The sequence below is a fragment of the Microbacterium sp. EF45047 genome (assembly GCF_028472845.1).
Taxonomy (GTDB): domain Bacteria; phylum Actinomycetota; class Actinomycetes; order Actinomycetales; family Microbacteriaceae; genus Microbacterium; species Microbacterium neungamense.
Genome location: NZ_CP069429.1, coordinates 186,342 through 202,685, shown reverse-complemented (window position 1 = coordinate 202,685; position 16,344 = coordinate 186,342). Strand labels below are relative to the sequence as shown.

At 71.8% G+C, this 16,344-nt stretch carries 18 protein-coding genes; 7 read left to right on the top strand and 11 right to left on the bottom strand.

Translation table 11 applies throughout. From position 1 onward, the window contains the following. Positions 1 to 33 precede the first annotated feature (33 nt). Both JRG78_RS01025 and JRG78_RS01020 read right to left on the bottom strand, forming a co-directional pair. Positions 34 to 399: a fluoride efflux transporter FluC gene (locus JRG78_RS01025; protein WP_259607172.1), complete on the bottom strand. Its 366-nt coding sequence runs from the start codon at positions 397 to 399 to the stop codon at positions 34 to 36. Next, positions 396 to 776 (bottom strand): fluoride efflux transporter FluC, encoded by a 381-nt coding sequence (locus JRG78_RS01020; RefSeq protein ID WP_259607171.1) that lies wholly within the window; start codon positions 774 to 776, stop codon positions 396 to 398. Before JRG78_RS01020 ends, JRG78_RS01025 begins: the two co-directional genes overlap by 4 nt. Positions 777 to 877: 101 nt before the next feature. Between JRG78_RS01020 and JRG78_RS01015 the strand changes: the two genes are divergently transcribed. Beyond that, positions 878 to 1,564, top strand: a complete 687-nt coding sequence (locus tag JRG78_RS01015) for a Pr6Pr family membrane protein (RefSeq protein WP_259607169.1) — start codon at positions 878 to 880, stop codon at positions 1,562 to 1,564. Positions 1,565 to 1,767: 203 nt separating this feature from the next. Here JRG78_RS01015 and JRG78_RS01010 read toward each other — a convergent pair whose 3' ends face one another. Beyond that, positions 1,768 to 3,162 (bottom strand): flavin monoamine oxidase family protein, encoded by a 1,395-nt coding sequence (locus JRG78_RS01010; RefSeq protein ID WP_259607168.1) that lies wholly within the window; start codon positions 3,160 to 3,162, stop codon positions 1,768 to 1,770. 178 nt (positions 3,163 to 3,340) lie between these two features. Next, positions 3,341 to 4,111, bottom strand: coding sequence for a MerR family transcriptional regulator (locus JRG78_RS01005; protein ID WP_259607167.1), 771 nt, complete (start codon positions 4,109 to 4,111; stop codon positions 3,341 to 3,343). A gap of 135 nt (positions 4,112 to 4,246) precedes the next feature. On the opposite strand from JRG78_RS01005, the gene JRG78_RS01000 reads away from it, so the two are divergent. The 3 genes from JRG78_RS01000 (at position 4,247) to JRG78_RS00990 (ending at position 8,405) form a co-directional block, all read left to right on the top strand. Next, positions 4,247 to 6,727 (top strand): glycogen/starch/alpha-glucan phosphorylase, encoded by a 2,481-nt coding sequence (locus JRG78_RS01000; protein WP_259607166.1) that lies wholly within the window; start codon positions 4,247 to 4,249, stop codon positions 6,725 to 6,727. A gap of 215 nt (positions 6,728 to 6,942) precedes the next feature. After that, on the top strand, positions 6,943 to 7,782 hold the full coding sequence (locus JRG78_RS00995; protein WP_259607165.1) for a DUF4097 family beta strand repeat-containing protein: 840 nt from the start codon (positions 6,943 to 6,945) through the stop codon (positions 7,780 to 7,782). Then, on the top strand, positions 7,779 to 8,405 hold the full coding sequence (locus JRG78_RS00990) for a PadR family transcriptional regulator (RefSeq protein WP_259607164.1): 627 nt from the start codon (positions 7,779 to 7,781) through the stop codon (positions 8,403 to 8,405). The genes JRG78_RS00995 and JRG78_RS00990 overlap by 4 nt, the downstream gene beginning before the upstream one ends. 197 nt (positions 8,406 to 8,602) lie before the next feature. Here JRG78_RS00990 and JRG78_RS00985 read toward each other — a convergent pair whose 3' ends face one another. Beyond that, entirely contained in the window at positions 8,603 to 9,145 is a 543-nt protein-coding gene (locus JRG78_RS00985; protein WP_259607163.1) for a universal stress protein, read from the bottom strand. A 152-nt stretch (positions 9,146 to 9,297) separates the two neighbouring features. On the opposite strand from JRG78_RS00985, the gene JRG78_RS00980 reads away from it, so the two are divergent. After that, the gene (locus JRG78_RS00980) at positions 9,298 to 9,486 is read left to right on the top strand and encodes a DUF3073 domain-containing protein (protein WP_259607162.1); all 189 of its coding nucleotides are present in this window, start codon (positions 9,298 to 9,300) and stop codon (positions 9,484 to 9,486) included. Positions 9,487 to 9,600: 114 nt separating this feature from the next. Here the strand turns inward: JRG78_RS00980 and JRG78_RS00975 are convergent, their stop codons facing one another. The 4 genes from JRG78_RS00975 to purM all read right to left on the bottom strand — a co-directional run bounded on the left by JRG78_RS00975 (position 9,601) and on the right by purM (position 14,122). After that, the gene (locus tag JRG78_RS00975) at positions 9,601 to 9,993 is read right to left on the bottom strand and encodes a hypothetical protein (RefSeq protein ID WP_259607161.1); all 393 of its coding nucleotides are present in this window, start codon (positions 9,991 to 9,993) and stop codon (positions 9,601 to 9,603) included. Positions 9,994 to 10,107: 114 nt separating this feature from the next. Beyond that, a complete protein-coding gene (locus JRG78_RS00970; RefSeq protein ID WP_259608227.1) occupies positions 10,108 to 11,466 on the bottom strand; it encodes an MFS transporter in 1,359 nt (452 codons plus the stop codon). After that, positions 11,463 to 12,977 (bottom strand): amidophosphoribosyltransferase, encoded by a 1,515-nt coding sequence (gene purF / locus JRG78_RS00965; RefSeq protein WP_259607160.1) that lies wholly within the window; start codon positions 12,975 to 12,977, stop codon positions 11,463 to 11,465. Before purF ends, JRG78_RS00970 begins: the two co-directional genes overlap by 4 nt. 23 nt (positions 12,978 to 13,000) lie before the next feature. Beyond that, on the bottom strand, positions 13,001 to 14,122 hold the full coding sequence (purM, locus tag JRG78_RS00960) for a phosphoribosylformylglycinamidine cyclo-ligase (protein ID WP_259607159.1): 1,122 nt from the start codon (positions 14,120 to 14,122) through the stop codon (positions 13,001 to 13,003). Between the two features lie 83 nt (positions 14,123 to 14,205). Here purM and JRG78_RS00955 point away from each other — a divergent pair, with 83 nt between their 5' ends. Beyond that, on the top strand, positions 14,206 to 14,805 hold the full coding sequence (locus tag JRG78_RS00955) for a zinc-binding alcohol dehydrogenase (protein WP_259607158.1): 600 nt from the start codon (positions 14,206 to 14,208) through the stop codon (positions 14,803 to 14,805). A gap of 25 nt (positions 14,806 to 14,830) precedes the next feature. Here the strand turns inward: JRG78_RS00955 and JRG78_RS00950 are convergent, their stop codons facing one another. Continuing rightward, a complete protein-coding gene (locus JRG78_RS00950; RefSeq protein ID WP_259607157.1) occupies positions 14,831 to 15,145 on the bottom strand; it encodes a potassium transporter Trk in 315 nt (104 codons plus the stop codon). 77 nt (positions 15,146 to 15,222) lie between these two features. After that, on the bottom strand, positions 15,223 to 15,579 hold the full coding sequence (locus tag JRG78_RS00945) for a sterol carrier family protein (protein WP_259607156.1): 357 nt from the start codon (positions 15,577 to 15,579) through the stop codon (positions 15,223 to 15,225). 63 nt (positions 15,580 to 15,642) lie between these two features. Here JRG78_RS00945 and JRG78_RS00940 point away from each other — a divergent pair, with 63 nt between their 5' ends. Then, positions 15,643 to 16,323, top strand: a complete 681-nt coding sequence (locus tag JRG78_RS00940; RefSeq protein WP_259607155.1) for an NUDIX hydrolase — start codon at positions 15,643 to 15,645, stop codon at positions 16,321 to 16,323. Positions 16,324 to 16,344: the final 21 nt, after the last annotated feature.

Sequence of the window (16,344 nt, the reverse complement as noted above, 5' to 3'; positions counted from 1 at the left end):
CCCGTTCTGCACGTTGGTACCCTACCGCCTGATTCAGGGCCTGAGTGCCGCCCCCAGCGCGAGCCCCAGCGCCGCCGCGAGGACCCCCAGCAGCAGCATGCCGAGCGCGTTGACCACGGATGCCGGCCGCTCCCCGTCCCGCCACAGCGCGACCGTGTCGATCATCGCCGTGCTGAACGTCGTGTAGCCGCCGAGGAACCCGGTGCCGAGGACGAACGCGGACCCCGGCAGCGCCCCGGTGAGGACGCCGAGCAGGAGGGAGCCGGAGAGGTTGATCACGAACACGCCCCACGGGAACCGGGTGCCGGCGAGCCGGGCGACGCCGATGTCCACGACGTAGCGCGCGGCGGCGCCGAGACCGCCGGCCGCGGCCGCCAGCAGCAGGACGAGCGGGCTCACGGCGCATCTCCTGCCCGGCCCTGCCCGGCCCCGCCGCCGAGCCGCAGCCCGGCCGCCGCGGCCGCCAGGCCGAGCGCGACGCTGCCAACCGCGTACGAGACGGCGAGCAGGGGCGCCGAGGTCCACAGTTCGACCGTGCCGACGGCGAGCGCGCTGTACGTCGTGAAGCCGCCGAGCACGCCGGTGCCGAACAGGAGCCGCATCTCTTCCGCCGGCACCCGCGCGGTGACGACGCCGAGCAGCAGCGCGCCGAGGACGTTCGCGACGAGCACATCCCACGGGAGCGCACCGGCGGGCAGGGCGAGGCCGAGCAGCATCCGCGCGGCCGTCCCCAGCGTCCCGCCGACGGCGACGAGCAGGACGCGGAGCGGGGTCACGCGGCCACTCTAGCCGCCGGGGGCCGGGTCCCCGATCCGTCGTCCGGGGACGGGGCCCGTCTTCCGGGACGACCTCGGCGAGGCGTTCCGTAGACTCGGCGGTGGGGGCGACCCGCCGAGCCGAGCAGGAGGACGACCCGCGCGTGATCACGAGAAGGGCCTTCGGCTGGGCGCGTCTGCTCACGGCGGCCGTGTGCGTCGCGGCCCTCGTCCACCGGCTCCTCTGGGGCCTCGGATCGCAGTCGCTGGCGAGCCAGAACTTCTTCGCCTACCTGACCATCCAGTCGAACGTCGCCTTCGCCGCGCTCGCCGTCATCGCCGGGATCATCGCCCTGCACACCCCCGAGGATCCGCCGTGGCTCACCACGGCCCGGGCGATCGTGCTCAGCTGGACGATCACCGCCGGGCTCGCGTTCGCTCTGATCGTGTGGCAGGCGGGCATGCGCGGCATCCCGATCACGGTGCCCTGGTCGGACGTGGTGCTGCACTTCGTGCTGCCGGCGTGGACGGTCGTGGCGTGGATCCTCGGCCCGGGGCGGCGGGCGGCGTCATGGCGGATCGTGCCGTTCGTGCTGCTGTACCCGATCGGATGGGGGCTGTTCACGATCTGGCGGGGCACGCTGATCGGCTGGTACCCGTACTACTTCCTCGACCCGCGGCAGGTCTCCGGCATCGCGGAGCTCGCCGCGACCTGCGCCGTCGCGCTCGCGATCTTCGCGCTCGTCGCGACCGGCCTCGTGGTGCTCAGCCGGGTCTACCCGACGGTGCCCGCCGAGAACGGAGGCTGAGCGACCGCCCCTGTCGTTGAGCGAGGACGGCGCAGCCGACCGAGACGAAACGCACTGTGCGACCGCCCCTTCGGTCGTTGAGCGAGGACGGCGGAGCCGACCGAGACGAAACGCACTGTGCGACCGCCCCTTCGGTCGTTGAGCGAGGACGGCGCAGCCGACCGAGACGAAACGCACTCCCCCGGACCCGGCGTTTCGGCTCGTCAGGCGGGGTCCGGGGCGACGAAGGCGAGCGAGGCGCGCGCCGCATCCTCGGCCTCCCGGTCACCCAGGGCGGCGAAGCCGACGGCATCCGGCCCGCCCACGAGGCCGACGAGGATCGGCTCGCCGATCGCGATCTCCAGGTTGAGCCACGTGCGGATCGGCCCGTCCCCGCCGACGATGTGCCAGATGGCGGCACCGGCGTCCCAGAACGGCTCGTCGAAGCGCAGCCACACCGTCTCCACCGCGCCGGAGGCGAGCAGCGAGATCGCGCTGCGGTGCTCGAACGGCAGCTCCGGATCGAACTCGATGCCGTCCGTCTTCAGCACCCCGAGCGGCACGGTGACGATCACGCGGTCGAACGACTGCGACTCCCCCGTGCCCAGCCGCAGGCTGACGCCCTCCTCGTCGTGGACGATCCGCACCACCGGTGCGCCCAGCGCGACGTCCAGATCCTTCGCCGCCTCGGCGACCAGGGCGCCGACGTCGCCGTCCGCGCCGGTGAGCGCGGGGGCCAGGAAGGCGGGCGGATGCCGGGTGGACGCCCGCGAGGCATCCGCACCGGTCGTCGCCTCGAGCCAGGCGAGCGCCGCGACGAGCGCCGGATCCTGCAGGTCGGCGCCCACGGCGATCAGCGCGTCGGTGAGCGGGGAATCCGCGGGCTGCTGCTGCGCCTGCGCGATCGCGCCCTCGAGCACCGCGCCGTCCACCGGCGGGACGGGACCCTCCGCCGACCAGCCGGTCGCCGAGTCGAACGCGATCTCGCCGATCCCGAGGTCGAGCAGCCGGTCGCGCAGCGCGTCCGCCTGACCCTGCACCGTGAGCCAGGCGCCCAGCTGCACCGGCAGCGGCCAGTCGTCGTCGATCACCGAATGGATGCGGCCGCCGATCCGGTCCCGCGCCTCGAGCACGGTCACCCGGTGCCCGGCGTCGGCGAGCACGCGCCCGGCGACCGCTCCGGCGACCCCCGCACCCACGACCGCGATCCGCTCCTCGTCGCCGGCGACCTCGATAGCCGCCTCGGCGGCCCGGCGTCCGGAGTCCACGGCCCCGAGCACGGTGGCCGGGCGTCCGGCATCCGTCGCCTCCCCGGCGAAGAACAGGCGGTCGCCGACGGGCGCGGCGAGCGCTTCGCGGTGCTGAGGGTCGCCGCCGGCCGGGATGTAGCTCATCGACCCGCGCGCGTACGGGTCGGCCGACCAGCGGCTGCGCGCGAGACCGGCCGGCCGGGGGACGGCGCCGGGTGCCGGCGGGGGCGTCGGGCCCGGCGAGGACGTCCGGGTCGCGGTCGGCCGGGGGCTCGCCGACGGCGCCGGCTCCCCGGTGCACGACGCGAGCAGCACCGAGACGGCACCGACGCCGGCGCCGACGAGCAGAGTGCGGCGCGTGATGCTCATCGTGCTGCCAGACTAACCCCCGCCCGGCCCGAACGCGCGCCCCGGCCGTCCGGAACGGAAGCGACCGGCGTCAGCCGCCCGCCGCCTCGGGAGGAGAACGCGCGGAGGGGAGGAGCCTCAGCCCGGAAATCACCTCCCGAGCGTGAGAACTCCTCCCCTCCGTGTGTGCGTCAGCGGCCTACAGGTTGGCCTCCGCATAGATGCGGAGCGCGTCGCGGACGAACTCGGCGCCGGCCGTGCCGCCCTCGCTCGTGGCGTAGTTCGCCCCGAAGCGCGGGTCGGCGACGTACATCTCGCCGAGGCCGATCACGTAGCCCTTGACGTCGCCGCCCGGCGCCGCGGCGGGCGTGCCGCCGATGCCGGTGAGCCACTCGACGTGACGGCGGGCGAGCGCCTGCGCCTCGTCGGATGCCGGGTCGACGCCGCGCTCGGCGGCGGCGATCCAGTCGCGGCCGAGGTCGGAGGCGCGCTGCTGCCAGGCGGCGCGCTCCTCCTCGGTCATCCCGCGCCACCAGCGGTCGCCGTCGGCGTAGGCCTTCTTTCCCCAGCGCTCCTCCACCTCGTCCTTGTACTGGGTGTGGTCGAAGCCGTCGAACATGTTCTCTGCCATGAGGGGTCCCCCTCCTTTCAATGCGGTGATGGTGTTCTCGACGGAGGCGATCTGCCGGTTCAGCCGGTCCTGCTCCTGGCGCAGCCAGGACAGGTGCGCCTCGAGAGCGGATGCCTCGCTGCGCTCGCGGTCGATCACCTCGGCGATCTGCGGCAGCCCGAGTCCGAGCTCGCGCAGCAGCAGGATGCGCTGCAGGCGCACGAGCGCGGCCTCGTCGTAGTGCCGGTAGCCGTTGTAGGCGATCCGCGAGGGCTTGAGCAGCCCGATGTCGTCGTAGTGACGCAGCGTCCTGCTCGTGGTGCCCGCGATCCGGGCCACCTCCTGAATCGACCAGTCCATGGCATCCCTCCTCTCGTTCCGTTGATGCTCGTTCCGTCGCTGAGTCCACCGTAGAAGTTGACGCAACGTCAAGGTCAACTCCTCCCCCCGGGAAATCTCCGTGCGAATCCGGCCTCCGGTCGCTACGGTCGAACCGTGCCCGAAGACGTCACCCACCCGCTCGCCCTCGCACCGGTGATCGCTCCGCCCGCGACCGTCGACGGCTTCGTCGCCGAGTTCCTGCGCAACCTGAACTTCGATCGCGGTGTTGCCCTTTCCGCCTCGACGCCGAACGACCGCTACCTCGCTCTGGCGTACACCGTGCGCGACTACCTGATGTCGCGCTGGCTGGAGGACCAGCGGCACCAGATGCAGACCCAGGCGAAGGGCGTCTGCTACCTGTCCGCCGAGTACCTGCTCGGCCGTCAGCTCGACAACAACCTGCTCGCCAGCGGGCTCGCCGGGGTCGCCGCCGAGGCGATGTCGGCCTGCGGCCTCGACCTCGACGAGCTCCGCGAGCTCGAGATCGAGCCCGGCCTCGGCAACGGCGGCCTCGGTCGCCTGGCGGCATGCTTCGTCGACTCCCTGGCCACGCTCGGCGTGCCGAGCATCGGCTATGGCATCCGCTACGAGTACGGCATCTTCCGGCAGACCTTCGTGGACGGACAGCAGGTCGAGCAGCCCGACACCTGGCTCGATCTCGGATCGCCGTGGGAGTTCCCGCGGCCCGAGCACGCGCAGCTCGTCTCCTTCGGCGGGCGCACCGAGACCTACGACGACGCGGGCGTCACCCGCAGCCGGTGGATCCCGGCGTGGAGCGTGCGCGCCGTGCCGTACAACTACATGGTCCCCGGCTTCCAGAACGGCCGGGTGAACACGCTGCGGCTGTGGAGCGCGGAGGCGACGGATGCCTTCGACCTGCGCATCTTCAACTCCGGCGACTACGAGGAGGCGGTCCGGGCCCGCACCTTCGCCGAGAACATCTCCAAGGTGCTCTACCCGGAGGACTCCACCCCGCAGGGCAAGGAGCTGCGGCTGCAGCAGCAGTACTTCTTCGTCGCGGCATCCCTGCACGACTTCCTCGACCACATGCTCGCCGAGGGCTACGACCTGGAGGCCCTCCCCGAGCGGGTGATCTTCCAGCTCAACGACACGCATCCGGTCATCGCCGTGCCCGAGCTGATGCGCGTGCTGGTCGACGAGAAGGGCATGGCGTGGGATGCCGCGTGGCGGGTCACCCAGGGCTGCTTCGCGTACACCTGCCACACCCTGCTGCCGGAGGCCCTCGAGGTCTGGCCGGTCGAGCTGCTCGGGCGCCTGCTGCCCCGGCACCTCGAGATCATCTACCGGATCAACGAGGAGTTCCTCGACCGGGTGCGCGAGCGCTTCGGCGAGGACGAGCGCCGCATCCGGGACATGTCGATCATCGCCGAGTCGCCGGTGCGCGCGGTGCGGATGGCGCACCTGGCCACCGTCGCCGGCGCGCGCGTGAACGGCGTGGCCGAGCTGCACTCGCAGCTGCTGCGCGACACCGTGCTGCCGGATTTCGCCGCGTTCGCGCCCGAGAAGTTCACGAACGTCACCAACGGGGTCACCCCGCGCCGCTTCCTGCGCCTGGCGAATCCGGGGCTGTCCGAGCTCATCACGGCGGCGATCGGCGACGGCTGGATCACGGATCTGGAACGGCTGCGCGAGCTGGAGCCCTTCGCCGACGACGCGGACTTCCGCGCCGCGTTCGCCCGTGTCAAGCACGACAACAAGCGCCGTCTGCGCGACGTGCTGCAGGCCAGGGACGGGTTCGAGGTGGGCGACGGGCATCTGCTCGACGTGATGGTGAAGCGCCTGCACGAGTACAAGCGGCAGCTGCTGAAGGTGCTGCACGTGGTCAGCGCGTACGAGGGTGTCGTGTCGGGCCGCGTCCCAGCATCCGCCCTCACGCCGCGGACCGTGATCTTCGGCGCGAAAGCCGCGCCGGGGTACGCGATGGCGAAGCGCATCATCCACCTCATCAACGCGGTGGGCGCGGTGGTGAACGCCGACGAGCGCCTCGAGGGGCGATTGCGGATGCTGTTCCCGCCGAACTACAACGTCACCCTCGCTGAGCGCGTGATCCCGGCGGCCGACCTGTCCGAGCAGATCTCCCTCGCCGGCAAGGAGGCCTCCGGCACCGGGAACATGAAGTTCGCGCTCAACGGCGCCCTCACGATCGGGACGGACGACGGCGCGAACGTGGAGATCCGCGAGCTCGTCGGCGACGAGAACTTCTTCCTGTTCGGGATGCGGGAGCCGCAGGTCGCCGAGCTGGCCCGCCGCGGCTACCGCCCGCGCGACTTCTACGAGAGCGACGAGGGTCTGCGCCGCGCGATCGACCTGATCGCCTCGGGTGCGTTCTCGGGCGGCGACGCGGCGGTGTTCGCGCCGGTGGTCGCGAACCTGCTCGACGAGGACCGGTTCATGGTGCTCGCGGACTACGGCTCCTACATCGCCGCGCAGGAGCGGGTGGATGCCGCATACGCCGACCCGGATGCCTGGACCCGCTCGGCGATCCTGAACGTCGCCCGGTGTGGCTTCTTCTCGTCCGACCGTTCGATCCGCGACTACATCGACCGCATCTGGCACACCCCGCCGCTCGGCTGAGACCCCTCCCTGACGGCACCCACCCTTCCCGGCACATTGTGTCGCGTCGTGCCCTTCCCGCCACATTGTGTCACGTCGTGCGGGTTCGATGGTGGCTCACCCGCACGACGTGACACAAAGTGACGGAACTCGAGGGTTGACAAGGTCGAGATATATCGTGTTACGCTCGGTGCAACGCGATATATCTCGTTATCGCGGAACAGGAGAGAGCAGACATGACCGAGAAGTGGCTCATCGCCCCGGGCGAGGAACGCGTCATCGACATCGCCGCCGCGTCGCGCCTGAAGGTCGGGCTCGTCGGCGGGCAGGTCGACATCGTCGCGCACGACGAACCCGGCATCCGCATCGAGGTGCGCGGCGTCACCATCAAGGACCTCCGCGTCGAGTCCGACGGCAGCCAGGTCGAGATCGACCACCCGCAGCTGGGCTGGGACAACTTCCTGGAGGTGTTCCGCAACTTCGGCTCCGGCGGCCCGCGTGCCGAGGTGAGCGTCGCAGTGCCCCGCGGCATCGCCCTCACCCTCGGCGTCGTCAGCGCCGGGGCGCTGGTCTCCGGCATCCGCAACGACGTCCGGCTGAACACCGTCTCGGGCGAGATCATCGCCGACACCCTCGCCGGCGACCTCACCGTCAACTCCGTCTCCGGGGACGTGCAGATCCGCGGGCTGGTCGGCTCGATCAACGCCAACAGCGTCTCCGGCGACGTGGCGGTGACCGGCTCGCTGCGCAAGGCGACCATCGACACGGTCTCCGGGGCGATCCTCGTGGACGCCATGGGCGACGTGAACACCATCAACCTCAACGCCGTGTCCGGCGCGAGCACGATCCGGCTGGACGAGAGCCTCGCCGCCAACTACGTGCTGCGCTCGCTCAGCGGCAAGATGCTCGTGGACGGCGTGGAGCGCTCCAGCGGAGGCCCCAGCTCGTACAGCGGGCAGACCGGCGAGCTCGCCGGCAGCTTCGTGGATGTCCGGGCCAACTCGGTCTCCGGCGCCATCACCGTGCTGCGCCGGCCGCAGACCTCGGTCGCCGACGACGCGGAGTGGGAATCATGAGCCCCGCGGTGTTCTCGCACGGCGACCTGCGCCTGTACCTGCTGTCGCTCCTCGCCGAGTCGCCGCAGCACGGGTACGGCATCATCCAGGCGCTCTCCGACCGCACCGGCGGCACGTACACGCCGAGCGCCGGCACCATCTACCCCCGGCTGGCGAAGCTGGAGGAGGAGGGCCTGGTCACGAAGACCATCGAAGGCCGCACCACGATCTATGCGATCACGGATGCCGGCCGCGCCGAGCTCGAGGCGCGCCGCGGCGATCTCGCCGGGATCGAGGAGGGCCTCGCCGACTCGGTCCGCCTGATCGCGAACGAGGTGCGCCAGAGCGTGCAGGAGGCGATGAAAAGCCTGCGGGCCGATCTCGCCGCGGCGGCGCACGAGGAGAAGCGGTCGGCGTCGCGGGCGCGCGCGGCATCCGTGCGCGACGAGGCCGTCGAGAGCCGGGAGAACCTGCACCGGGCGGATGCATCGATCAACGCCTTCCGGGCGCGCGTGCGCGCGGACCTGCGCACGCACGTCGCCCGCGGCGGGAGGCTCCCGACGTCGGTCGTCAGCGCCCTCGAGGACGCGATGGATGCCGCCGCCCGCGCGGTCACGGAAGCGCTGGCGGATCCGGGTCGCTGACGCGTTTCGACTCGCTCCGCTCGCTCCACGACCGGGCACCCGCTCACCGGTCGCCTCGATCCGCTCGCTCCACGACCGGGCACCCGCTCACCGGTCGCCTCGATCCGCTCGCTCGACGACCGGGCACCGGCTCACCGGTCGTTGAGCGAGCACGCCGAAGGCGAGCGAGACGAAACGCCTATTCGGGCCAGAACCGCCTATTCGGGCCAGATCTCCTTCTGGTCGTCCGGCACCAGGTCGTGCTGCGGCACGACGAGGATCGACCGGTGCTGACGGTGCGCGAGCCGCGCGGCGACCGATCCGGTGAAGAACTCGCGGATCGACTCGCCGATCCCGCGCTTGCGGGTGCCGATCACGATGAGCTGGGCGTCGAGCTTGTTCGCGAGCTGCTTGATCGCCAGGGCGGGGTCCCCGACGAGCTGCCGGGCCGTCCAGGTGAGGCCGCTGTCGCGCAGCTTCGCCTCCGCGGCCTTCTGCACCTCTTCGAACTCGGCCACGCCCGCCTCGATGTTCAGGTCGATGGGCGCCGAGTGCACGTAGCCGTCCGGGTCCTCGTAGGTGACGAAGCGCGTGACGTCGACGTGGACGACGACGAGCGGCGCCCCGAGGAGTCGGGCGTAGCGGACCGCCTCGTCGAGCACGTGCTCGGGCTGGCCGGGCTGGACGCCGACGATGACGGCCTTCTGCAGGGCGGCGTTCTGGGCCGCTTCTTCGGATGCTGTGGGTGCGGAATCTGTCATGGCGATCGTTCCCTTCACCGGGCTGGAGGACGGCTTCGGCCTCTGGCGTGCGTGGTATCCTGAATGCTACTCTTACCGGCCGCGAGCCGGTGCCATGAATAAGCATCGGGCCCCGCACAGCCCGCTGCTGAACTCGTAAGGGGGTCTCGCGCATGGGGCGTGGCCGTCAGAAGGCGAAGCACACAAAGATCGCTCGCGAACTCAAGGCGTACAGTCCTGAGGTGAACTACGCGGCGCTCGAGCGAGAGCTCGCGCACCCGAGCACCGAGGACGACCCGTACGTCGACCGCTGGGCCGACGAGTACGCCGACGAGGACGAGGACGAGCTCGAACGAGCCTGATCCCGTTCCCGAGGCGGACGACACGGGCCGGCATTCGCCGACCGCACAACCGCACAACCGCACAACACAGCAAGGAGCCGCCGGGTCACCGCCCGGCGGCTCCTTCGCGTCGGGTCACGCCCAGCGGATGGACGAGGCCCGGTTCCGCCACGACCCCATGTCGCTGCTGTAGCTGTAGTACCCGTAGTAGGCGCCGCTGAAGCTGGTGTGCTCCCAGACCCGGGTGGCGCAGCCGTTGTAGCTCCGGAACGAGTCGATGTCGTCGTTCCAGCCGATGCTGCCCAGGTTGGAGAAGCTGTACGAGTAGCCGGCGCTGCACGGGTTGCTCGCGGTCGCGGTGTAGGAGCGCCCGCCGTACCCCGGGTACGAGTAGATCGTCCCGAGCGCGTAGCTGGCGGCCGCGCTGACGGATTCGTCGCGTTCGCGGAGGATCAGTGCGCCACGCTCTGGCGCGTCGGCATCCTCGCCGAGGGCGACGCCGCCTCCGCTGCACCCGGCGGAGGGCACGACGTGCCGACGCTGTTCACGTGCGTCCTCGCGGACGGACGCCTGGGCGTCTTCCCGGTCGAGGGCGCCGCGACCTGCGACCGACTCGGACTGCGCGAGCCCTGACCGCGGTCCTCACCACGGCCCGTGGCGGCGCTCCCACTCGTCCTCGACGGTTCCGCGGCGGCCGGCCATCATGCCCGCCGGGATGGCGCCGAGGAGCAGGGCGACGATCACCAGCAGCGGCACAGCCCATCCGCCGGTCGCCTCGTGCAGCACGCCGACGAGCACCGGGAAGATCGCGGCCACCGTGTATCCGACGCTCTGCACCAGGCTGCTCAGCAGCACCGCGCTCTCGGCGGTGCGCGAACGGATGCTGATGAGCACGAGGCTCAGCGGGAAGAGCAGACCGGCCAGGCCGTAGAGCACCACCCAGAGCCAGAGCAGGGCCGGCGTCGGAGCGATCAGCAGGCCGACGAGCCCGCCGGCGCCGCCGAGCGCGCCGAGCAGGAACAGCGGCCGTGTGGCCTGGAACCGCACCACGAGCACCGGGACGAGCATGGATGCCGGAAGCCCGATGAGCGCGAACAGCGACAGCAGCAGGCCGGCGGTGGCGGCACTCACCCCGGAGACGTCGATGAGGATCGCGGGCAGCCAGGCGAAGGCGACGTAGGCCATCGTCGCCGAGGTGCCGAACGTGACCGCGAGGGCCCACACCAGTGGGAGGCGCAGCAGCCGGGCGAACAGCCAGCGGTTCTCGGGTGAGGTGGCGATCGGGCCGGTGGCGGTGACGTCGGAGCGCGGATGCGCCGGCGTCTCGTCCTCGCCGGCCGGGCGCGCGCCCGGCGACGCCGGAGCGACGACGGACTCGGCCGACGACGACGCGGCCGCGCCGCCGCGCTGCTGCACGAGCATGACGAGCCAGGGGATCACCCCCGCCACCGCGAAGACCGCCCAGAGCGCGAGCGAGACGCGCCAGCCCGCGGCATCCGCCACCGGCACCGCGACCAGCGGCGGCACGAACGTGGAGACCGCCATCGCCGTCGTGTACAGCGTCATCATCACGCCGATGCGGTCCGGGAAATGCGCCTTGACCAGCGGAGGCAGCAGGATGTTGCCCATCCCGACGCCGGCGAACACGAGAGCCGTGGCCAGCAGCAGCGTCGTCGCGTCACCGGCGAGGCCTCGCAGCAGCAGACCCGCGGTGATGGCGGTGAGGGCGACGATCGTCAGTCGCTCCAGGCCGAGCCAGCGCTCCAGGATCGGCGTCAGCAGGCCGAAGACGGCGAAGCACACCGGCGGCAGCGTGCCGATCACGCCGACCACGGCGGAGGGCAGCGGGAAATCCGCCGCGATGTGGTCGATCACCGGCGACAGCGAGGCGACCGCTGAGCGCAGCGAGAATGCACAGAGCAGGATGCCGAGGACCGCGAGCGCCCGCCCGCGCCAGAGCGGTCGGCCCGTCGACGAGCTCGGGGGCCGACCCCCGCTTATGACGACTGCGACCTCTCCACCCAGTCCAGGTATTCGTCGGTCACGGTGCCCGTGACGTACCGGCCGTCGAAGCAGCTCATGTCCAGGTCGGTGAGCGAGGAGCCCTCGATGATCGCGGCCTTGAGGTCCTCCACCTCCTGGTAGACGATCCGGTCGCAGCCGAGCTCCTCCGCGATCTCGGGGATGGTCCTCCCGTGGGCGACCAGCTCGTGACGCGAGGGCATGTTGATGCCGTAGACGTGCGGATGCCGCACCGGCGGCGCCGCGGACGCGAAGATGACCGACGTGGCCCCGGCATCCCGCGCCATCTGGATGATCTGCTTGCTCGTCGTGCCGCGCACGATCGAGTCGTCGATGAGGAGCACGTTCTTGCCGCGGAACTCCGACGACATCGCGTTCAGCTTCTGCCGCACGCTCTTCTTGCGCACCGCCTGCCCGGGCATGATGAAGGTCCGGCCCACGTAGCGGTTCTTGTAGAAGCCCTCGCGGTACTCCTTGCCGAGCTTGCGTGCGACCTCCATCGCCGACGGGCGCGACGAGTCCGGGATCGGCATGACCACGTCGATCTCGTCCAGCGGCACGTGCTTGGCGATGGTGTCGGCGAGCCGCTCCCCCATCCGCAGCCGGGACTCGTACACCGAGACGCCGTTCATCACCGAGTCGGGTCGCGCGAGGTACACGTACTCGAACGCGCACGGGGTCAGCTGCGTCTCCTCGGCGCACTGGCGGGTGAACAGCTCGCCGTCGTTCGTGATGAACACGGCCTCGCCCGCCTCGACCTCGCGCACGATCTCGTAGTCGCCGTTCTCCAGCACCAGCGACTCGCTGCTGACCACCCACTCGTCATGCAGGGGCGTCGCGGGGGACGCGGAGCCCGTCGAAGCGTCGGCGCCTCCGGCGTCCACGGGCGTCGCCTTGCGGCGCCCGAGGATCATCGGACGGATGCCGAAGGGGTCGCGGAACGCGAGCAGGCCGTAGCCGGCGATGATCGAGATCACCGCGTAGGCGCCCTCGATGCGCTTGTGCGTGCGGGAGACCGCCTCGAAGATGCGCTCCGGGTCGAGATCGACGGTGGAGGTGGTGGCCTGCAGCTCGTTCGCGAGCACGTTCAGCAGCAGCTCGGTGTCGCTGGACGAGTTCAAGTGCCGGCGGTCGCGCCGCTCCATGTCGGCGGTGAGCTCACGCGTATTGGTGAGGTTGCCGTTGTGCACGAGCACGATGCCGTAGGGCGCGTTCACGTAGAACGGCTGCATCTCCTCCTCGCTGGAGGCGGTGCCCTTGGTGGCGTAGCGGACGTGCCCGAGGCCCACGCTCCCGAGCAGCGACCGCATGTCGCGGGTGCGGAAGGCCTCGCGCACCATGCCGCTGGCCTTCGCCATGTGCATCACGCCGTTGCGTTCGGCGGTCGCGATGCCGGTGGCGTCCTGGCCGCGGTGCTGCAGCAGCAGGAGCGCGTCGTAGATGTCCTGGTTGACCGGGCCGTTCCCGACCATTCCGACGATGCCGCACATGGAGTGTTATGTCATCCGTTCTTTCACTGGCCGCGGGCGCTGTCCGGGTACGCGCCCACCAGGCGCACCGCGCCGCCGTCGACGCCCTTGGCGCCCTCTTCGAAATCCCCGTCGGGCCGCGCTCCGGTGTGCACCGTGGCCACCTGCCACGCCGGGATGCCCTCCGCCTGGGTCGCCGCGATCGCGGCATCCTTCCGGTCCTCGGCGACCACGGCGAGGAAGCCGATGCCGAGGTTCCAGGTGCCCTCGGTCTGCTCGAGGGGCGTGCCGGAGACGTCGGCGAGCACGCGGAAGACCGCGCTCGGCGACCAGGTCGACCGGTCCACCTCCGCCCAGCTGCCGCGGGGCAGCACGCGGGCGAGGTTCGCGGCGATGCCGCCGCCGGTGACGTGGCTGAGGGAGTGCACGCCGCCGGGCACCGCGTCCAGCAGACGCAGCAGCGGCGTCGTGTACAGGCGGGTGGGCTCGAGCAGGGCCTCGCCCCACGTGGTGCCGAAGTCGGGGGCGTTGTCGCCGTAGGAGATCCCCGCGTTCGCCACGATGTGGCGCACGAGCGAGTAGCCGTTGGAGTGCAGGCCGCTGGAGGCCAGGGCGATGACGGCGTCGCCGTCCTGCACGCGGTCGGCGCCGAGCACGGCATCCGCCTCGACCACGCCGGTCGCCGCACCGGCGACGTCGTAGTCGCGCGGGCCGAGCAGGCCGGGGTGCTCGGCGGTCTCCCCGCCGACGAGCGCGGTGCCGGTGGCCGCGCACGCGTCGGCGATGCCGCGGACGATGTCGGCGATGCGCTCGGGCACCACCTTGCCGCACGCGATGTAGTCGGTCATGAACAGCGGCTTCGCGCCGACCACGACGATGTCGTCGACGACCATGCCGACCAGGTCCTGCCCGATCGTGTCGTGCTTGTCGATCGCCTGCGCGATCGCGACCTTGGTGCCGACGCCGTCGGTGCTGGTCGCCAGCAGCGGGCGGGCGTAGCCGCGCAGGGCGCTGGCATCGAAGAGGCCGGCGAAGCCGCCGACGCCGCCGAGCACCTCGGGCCCGTGCGTCGCCCGCACGGAGGTCTTCATCAGTTCGACGGCGAGGTCGCCGGCAGCCGTGTCGACGCCGGCCGCGGCGTACGGGTTGGTGGGGGATTCTGCCACCAGACAAGACTACCGGGCGTGTCCGCGACCCGGCGCCGCGCCGGCGGATGCCCCGGCACCCCCGACCGACCTACGATGGGGCCATGGTCGACAAGCCGCAGTGGCTGATCCGCGAGGACGCGAGCACGCCGGTGCTGGTCGCGCTCGCTCTGCGCCAGCTGCTCGGCGTCCGCGCCCCGGACGACCTGCCGGCCCTGCGCGGCCTGGAGGTGCGCGCACCGGACGCGGCGGAGGCGAACCCGGCTGTGGAGCGGCAGTGGCGCGACTTCTGGGACATGACCGTGGAGCCGCGCGCGCACCGCTCCGATGTGCCGCTCGAGCTGGTGGACGGCTTCGACACGCTCGTCGCCCTGCCGGCGACCGGGGCCGAGGAGCTCCGCGAGGCGATCGTCCCGCACGCGGAGACCGCGCTGCGGTACGCGCACGACGCGCGCCGCCGGTACGTGGACTCGGTGAGCTCCGCCGGCGACGCGTACCGCGCCTACGCCAGCGCGATCGCCGAGTTCGAGCGGGAGGTGGGCCGGCGCGCTCACTCCTTCGAGCTGAACGTGCAGGTGCTGCCGTTCACCCAGCGCGGCATCTGGTGGATCGGCGCGCTCACGGTCGCCGTCACCGACACGCTCCGGCGCGACGTGGTCGCGTTCGACGTGGCGATCCGCCCTGTGATCGGCGAGCTGGCCTGACGGCGCGGGCTCGTGGCGGCGAGGCTCAGTCGGCGTCGGTGACGCGCTCGTGGTCGACGCGCACCACGCGGGCATGCTTGCGCGAGGCGCGGTCGAGCATCAGCGCGACGATCCCGCCCGCGGCGATGCCGATCGGCACGGTCCACAGCAGCGCGAACCCGAACACCTGGCCCGGCGGGTAGACGACGTCGAGCGCCTGGGACGGCTCGTAGCTGCCGACCGCGGTGAGGATCGCCGCGGTGATGATCCCGAGCACGACGCCCAGTCCGATGAACACGCCGTAGCGCGGGACGGGACGGATCCGCGCCTCGACGGTCTCGTGGGTTGCGTTGCGGGCCATGCCTCCATTGTCCCACGACCCGCGCGCGGTGTCCCGGGTCGGTCGGGGGGCCGCGCCCCGGCCCGGGCCGGGGCCGGCTAGGGCCGGAGGGGCAGCAGGTCGGACAGATCGGCACGGATGCCGGATGCCCGCACGCGGCCTGCGGCGACGGCATCCGCCCACTGCTCGGCGCCGGTGGCGAGGGCGATCCAGGTCGCGGCATCCGTCTCGACCACGTTCGGCGGCGTGCCGCGCGTGTGCCGCGGACCCTGCACCACCTGCACCGCACCGAAGGGCGGCACGCGCACCTCGACGCTGTTGCCCGGCGCCTTCTCGTCGAGCAGCTGCAGCAGGTAGCGCACCGCGGTGGCGGTGTCGTTCCGCGCAACGGTGCCGGCGGCCACGGCGGCGAGCGCGGCACGGCCCTGTGCGACGTCGATCCTGCGGGCGGGCATGGCATCCAGGGTACTTTCCGTGCTGTGTCCTCGGCGCGGCGAAGCGACGTAGGCTCGACAACGATGAGCCCTGCAGCCGAGACGCTCCGCGGAGCGCGCGCCGAACTGGCCGCCGCGGCCGGGCGCGCGGAAGACCTGCCGTCGCGCTTCGCCCCCGTCGTCGGGCCTTCCCGCCCGGCGGCGGTGCTGATGCTGTTCGGCCGCCTGGACAGCATCCCGGCCGGCACCGATGAGAGCACGGTCGCGGCCGACCTCGACGTACTGCTGCAGCGACGCTCGGCGACCCTGTCCTCGCACGCCGGCCAGGTCTCGTTCCCCGGCGGACGCCGCGACCCGCAGGATGCGGATGCCGTCGCGACGGCGCTCCGCGAGGCGCGGGAGGAGACCGGCCTCGATCCCGCCGGAGTGGAGGTGCTCGGCGTCCTCCCCGACCTGCCGGTCATGCCCAGCCGCTACATCGTCACCCCGGTCCTCGCCTGGTGGCGCTCCCCCTCCCGGGTCGCCGCGGTCGATCACGCCGAGACGGTGGACGTGTTCCGGGTGCCCGTCGCGCAGCTGCTCGAGCCCGCCAACCGCTTCACGTCCACGGTGCACCGCGTCGGGCGCACCTTCCGCGGGCCCGCGTTCGATATCGACGGCACGATCGTGTGGGGCTTCACGGCGATGGTCCTGGACGGCCTCTTCGACGCGGCCGGGTGGACCCTCCCGTGGGACCGTTCGGTGGAGCGCCCCCTCGAGCCGTGATCCCGCGTGGTCATCGACGGG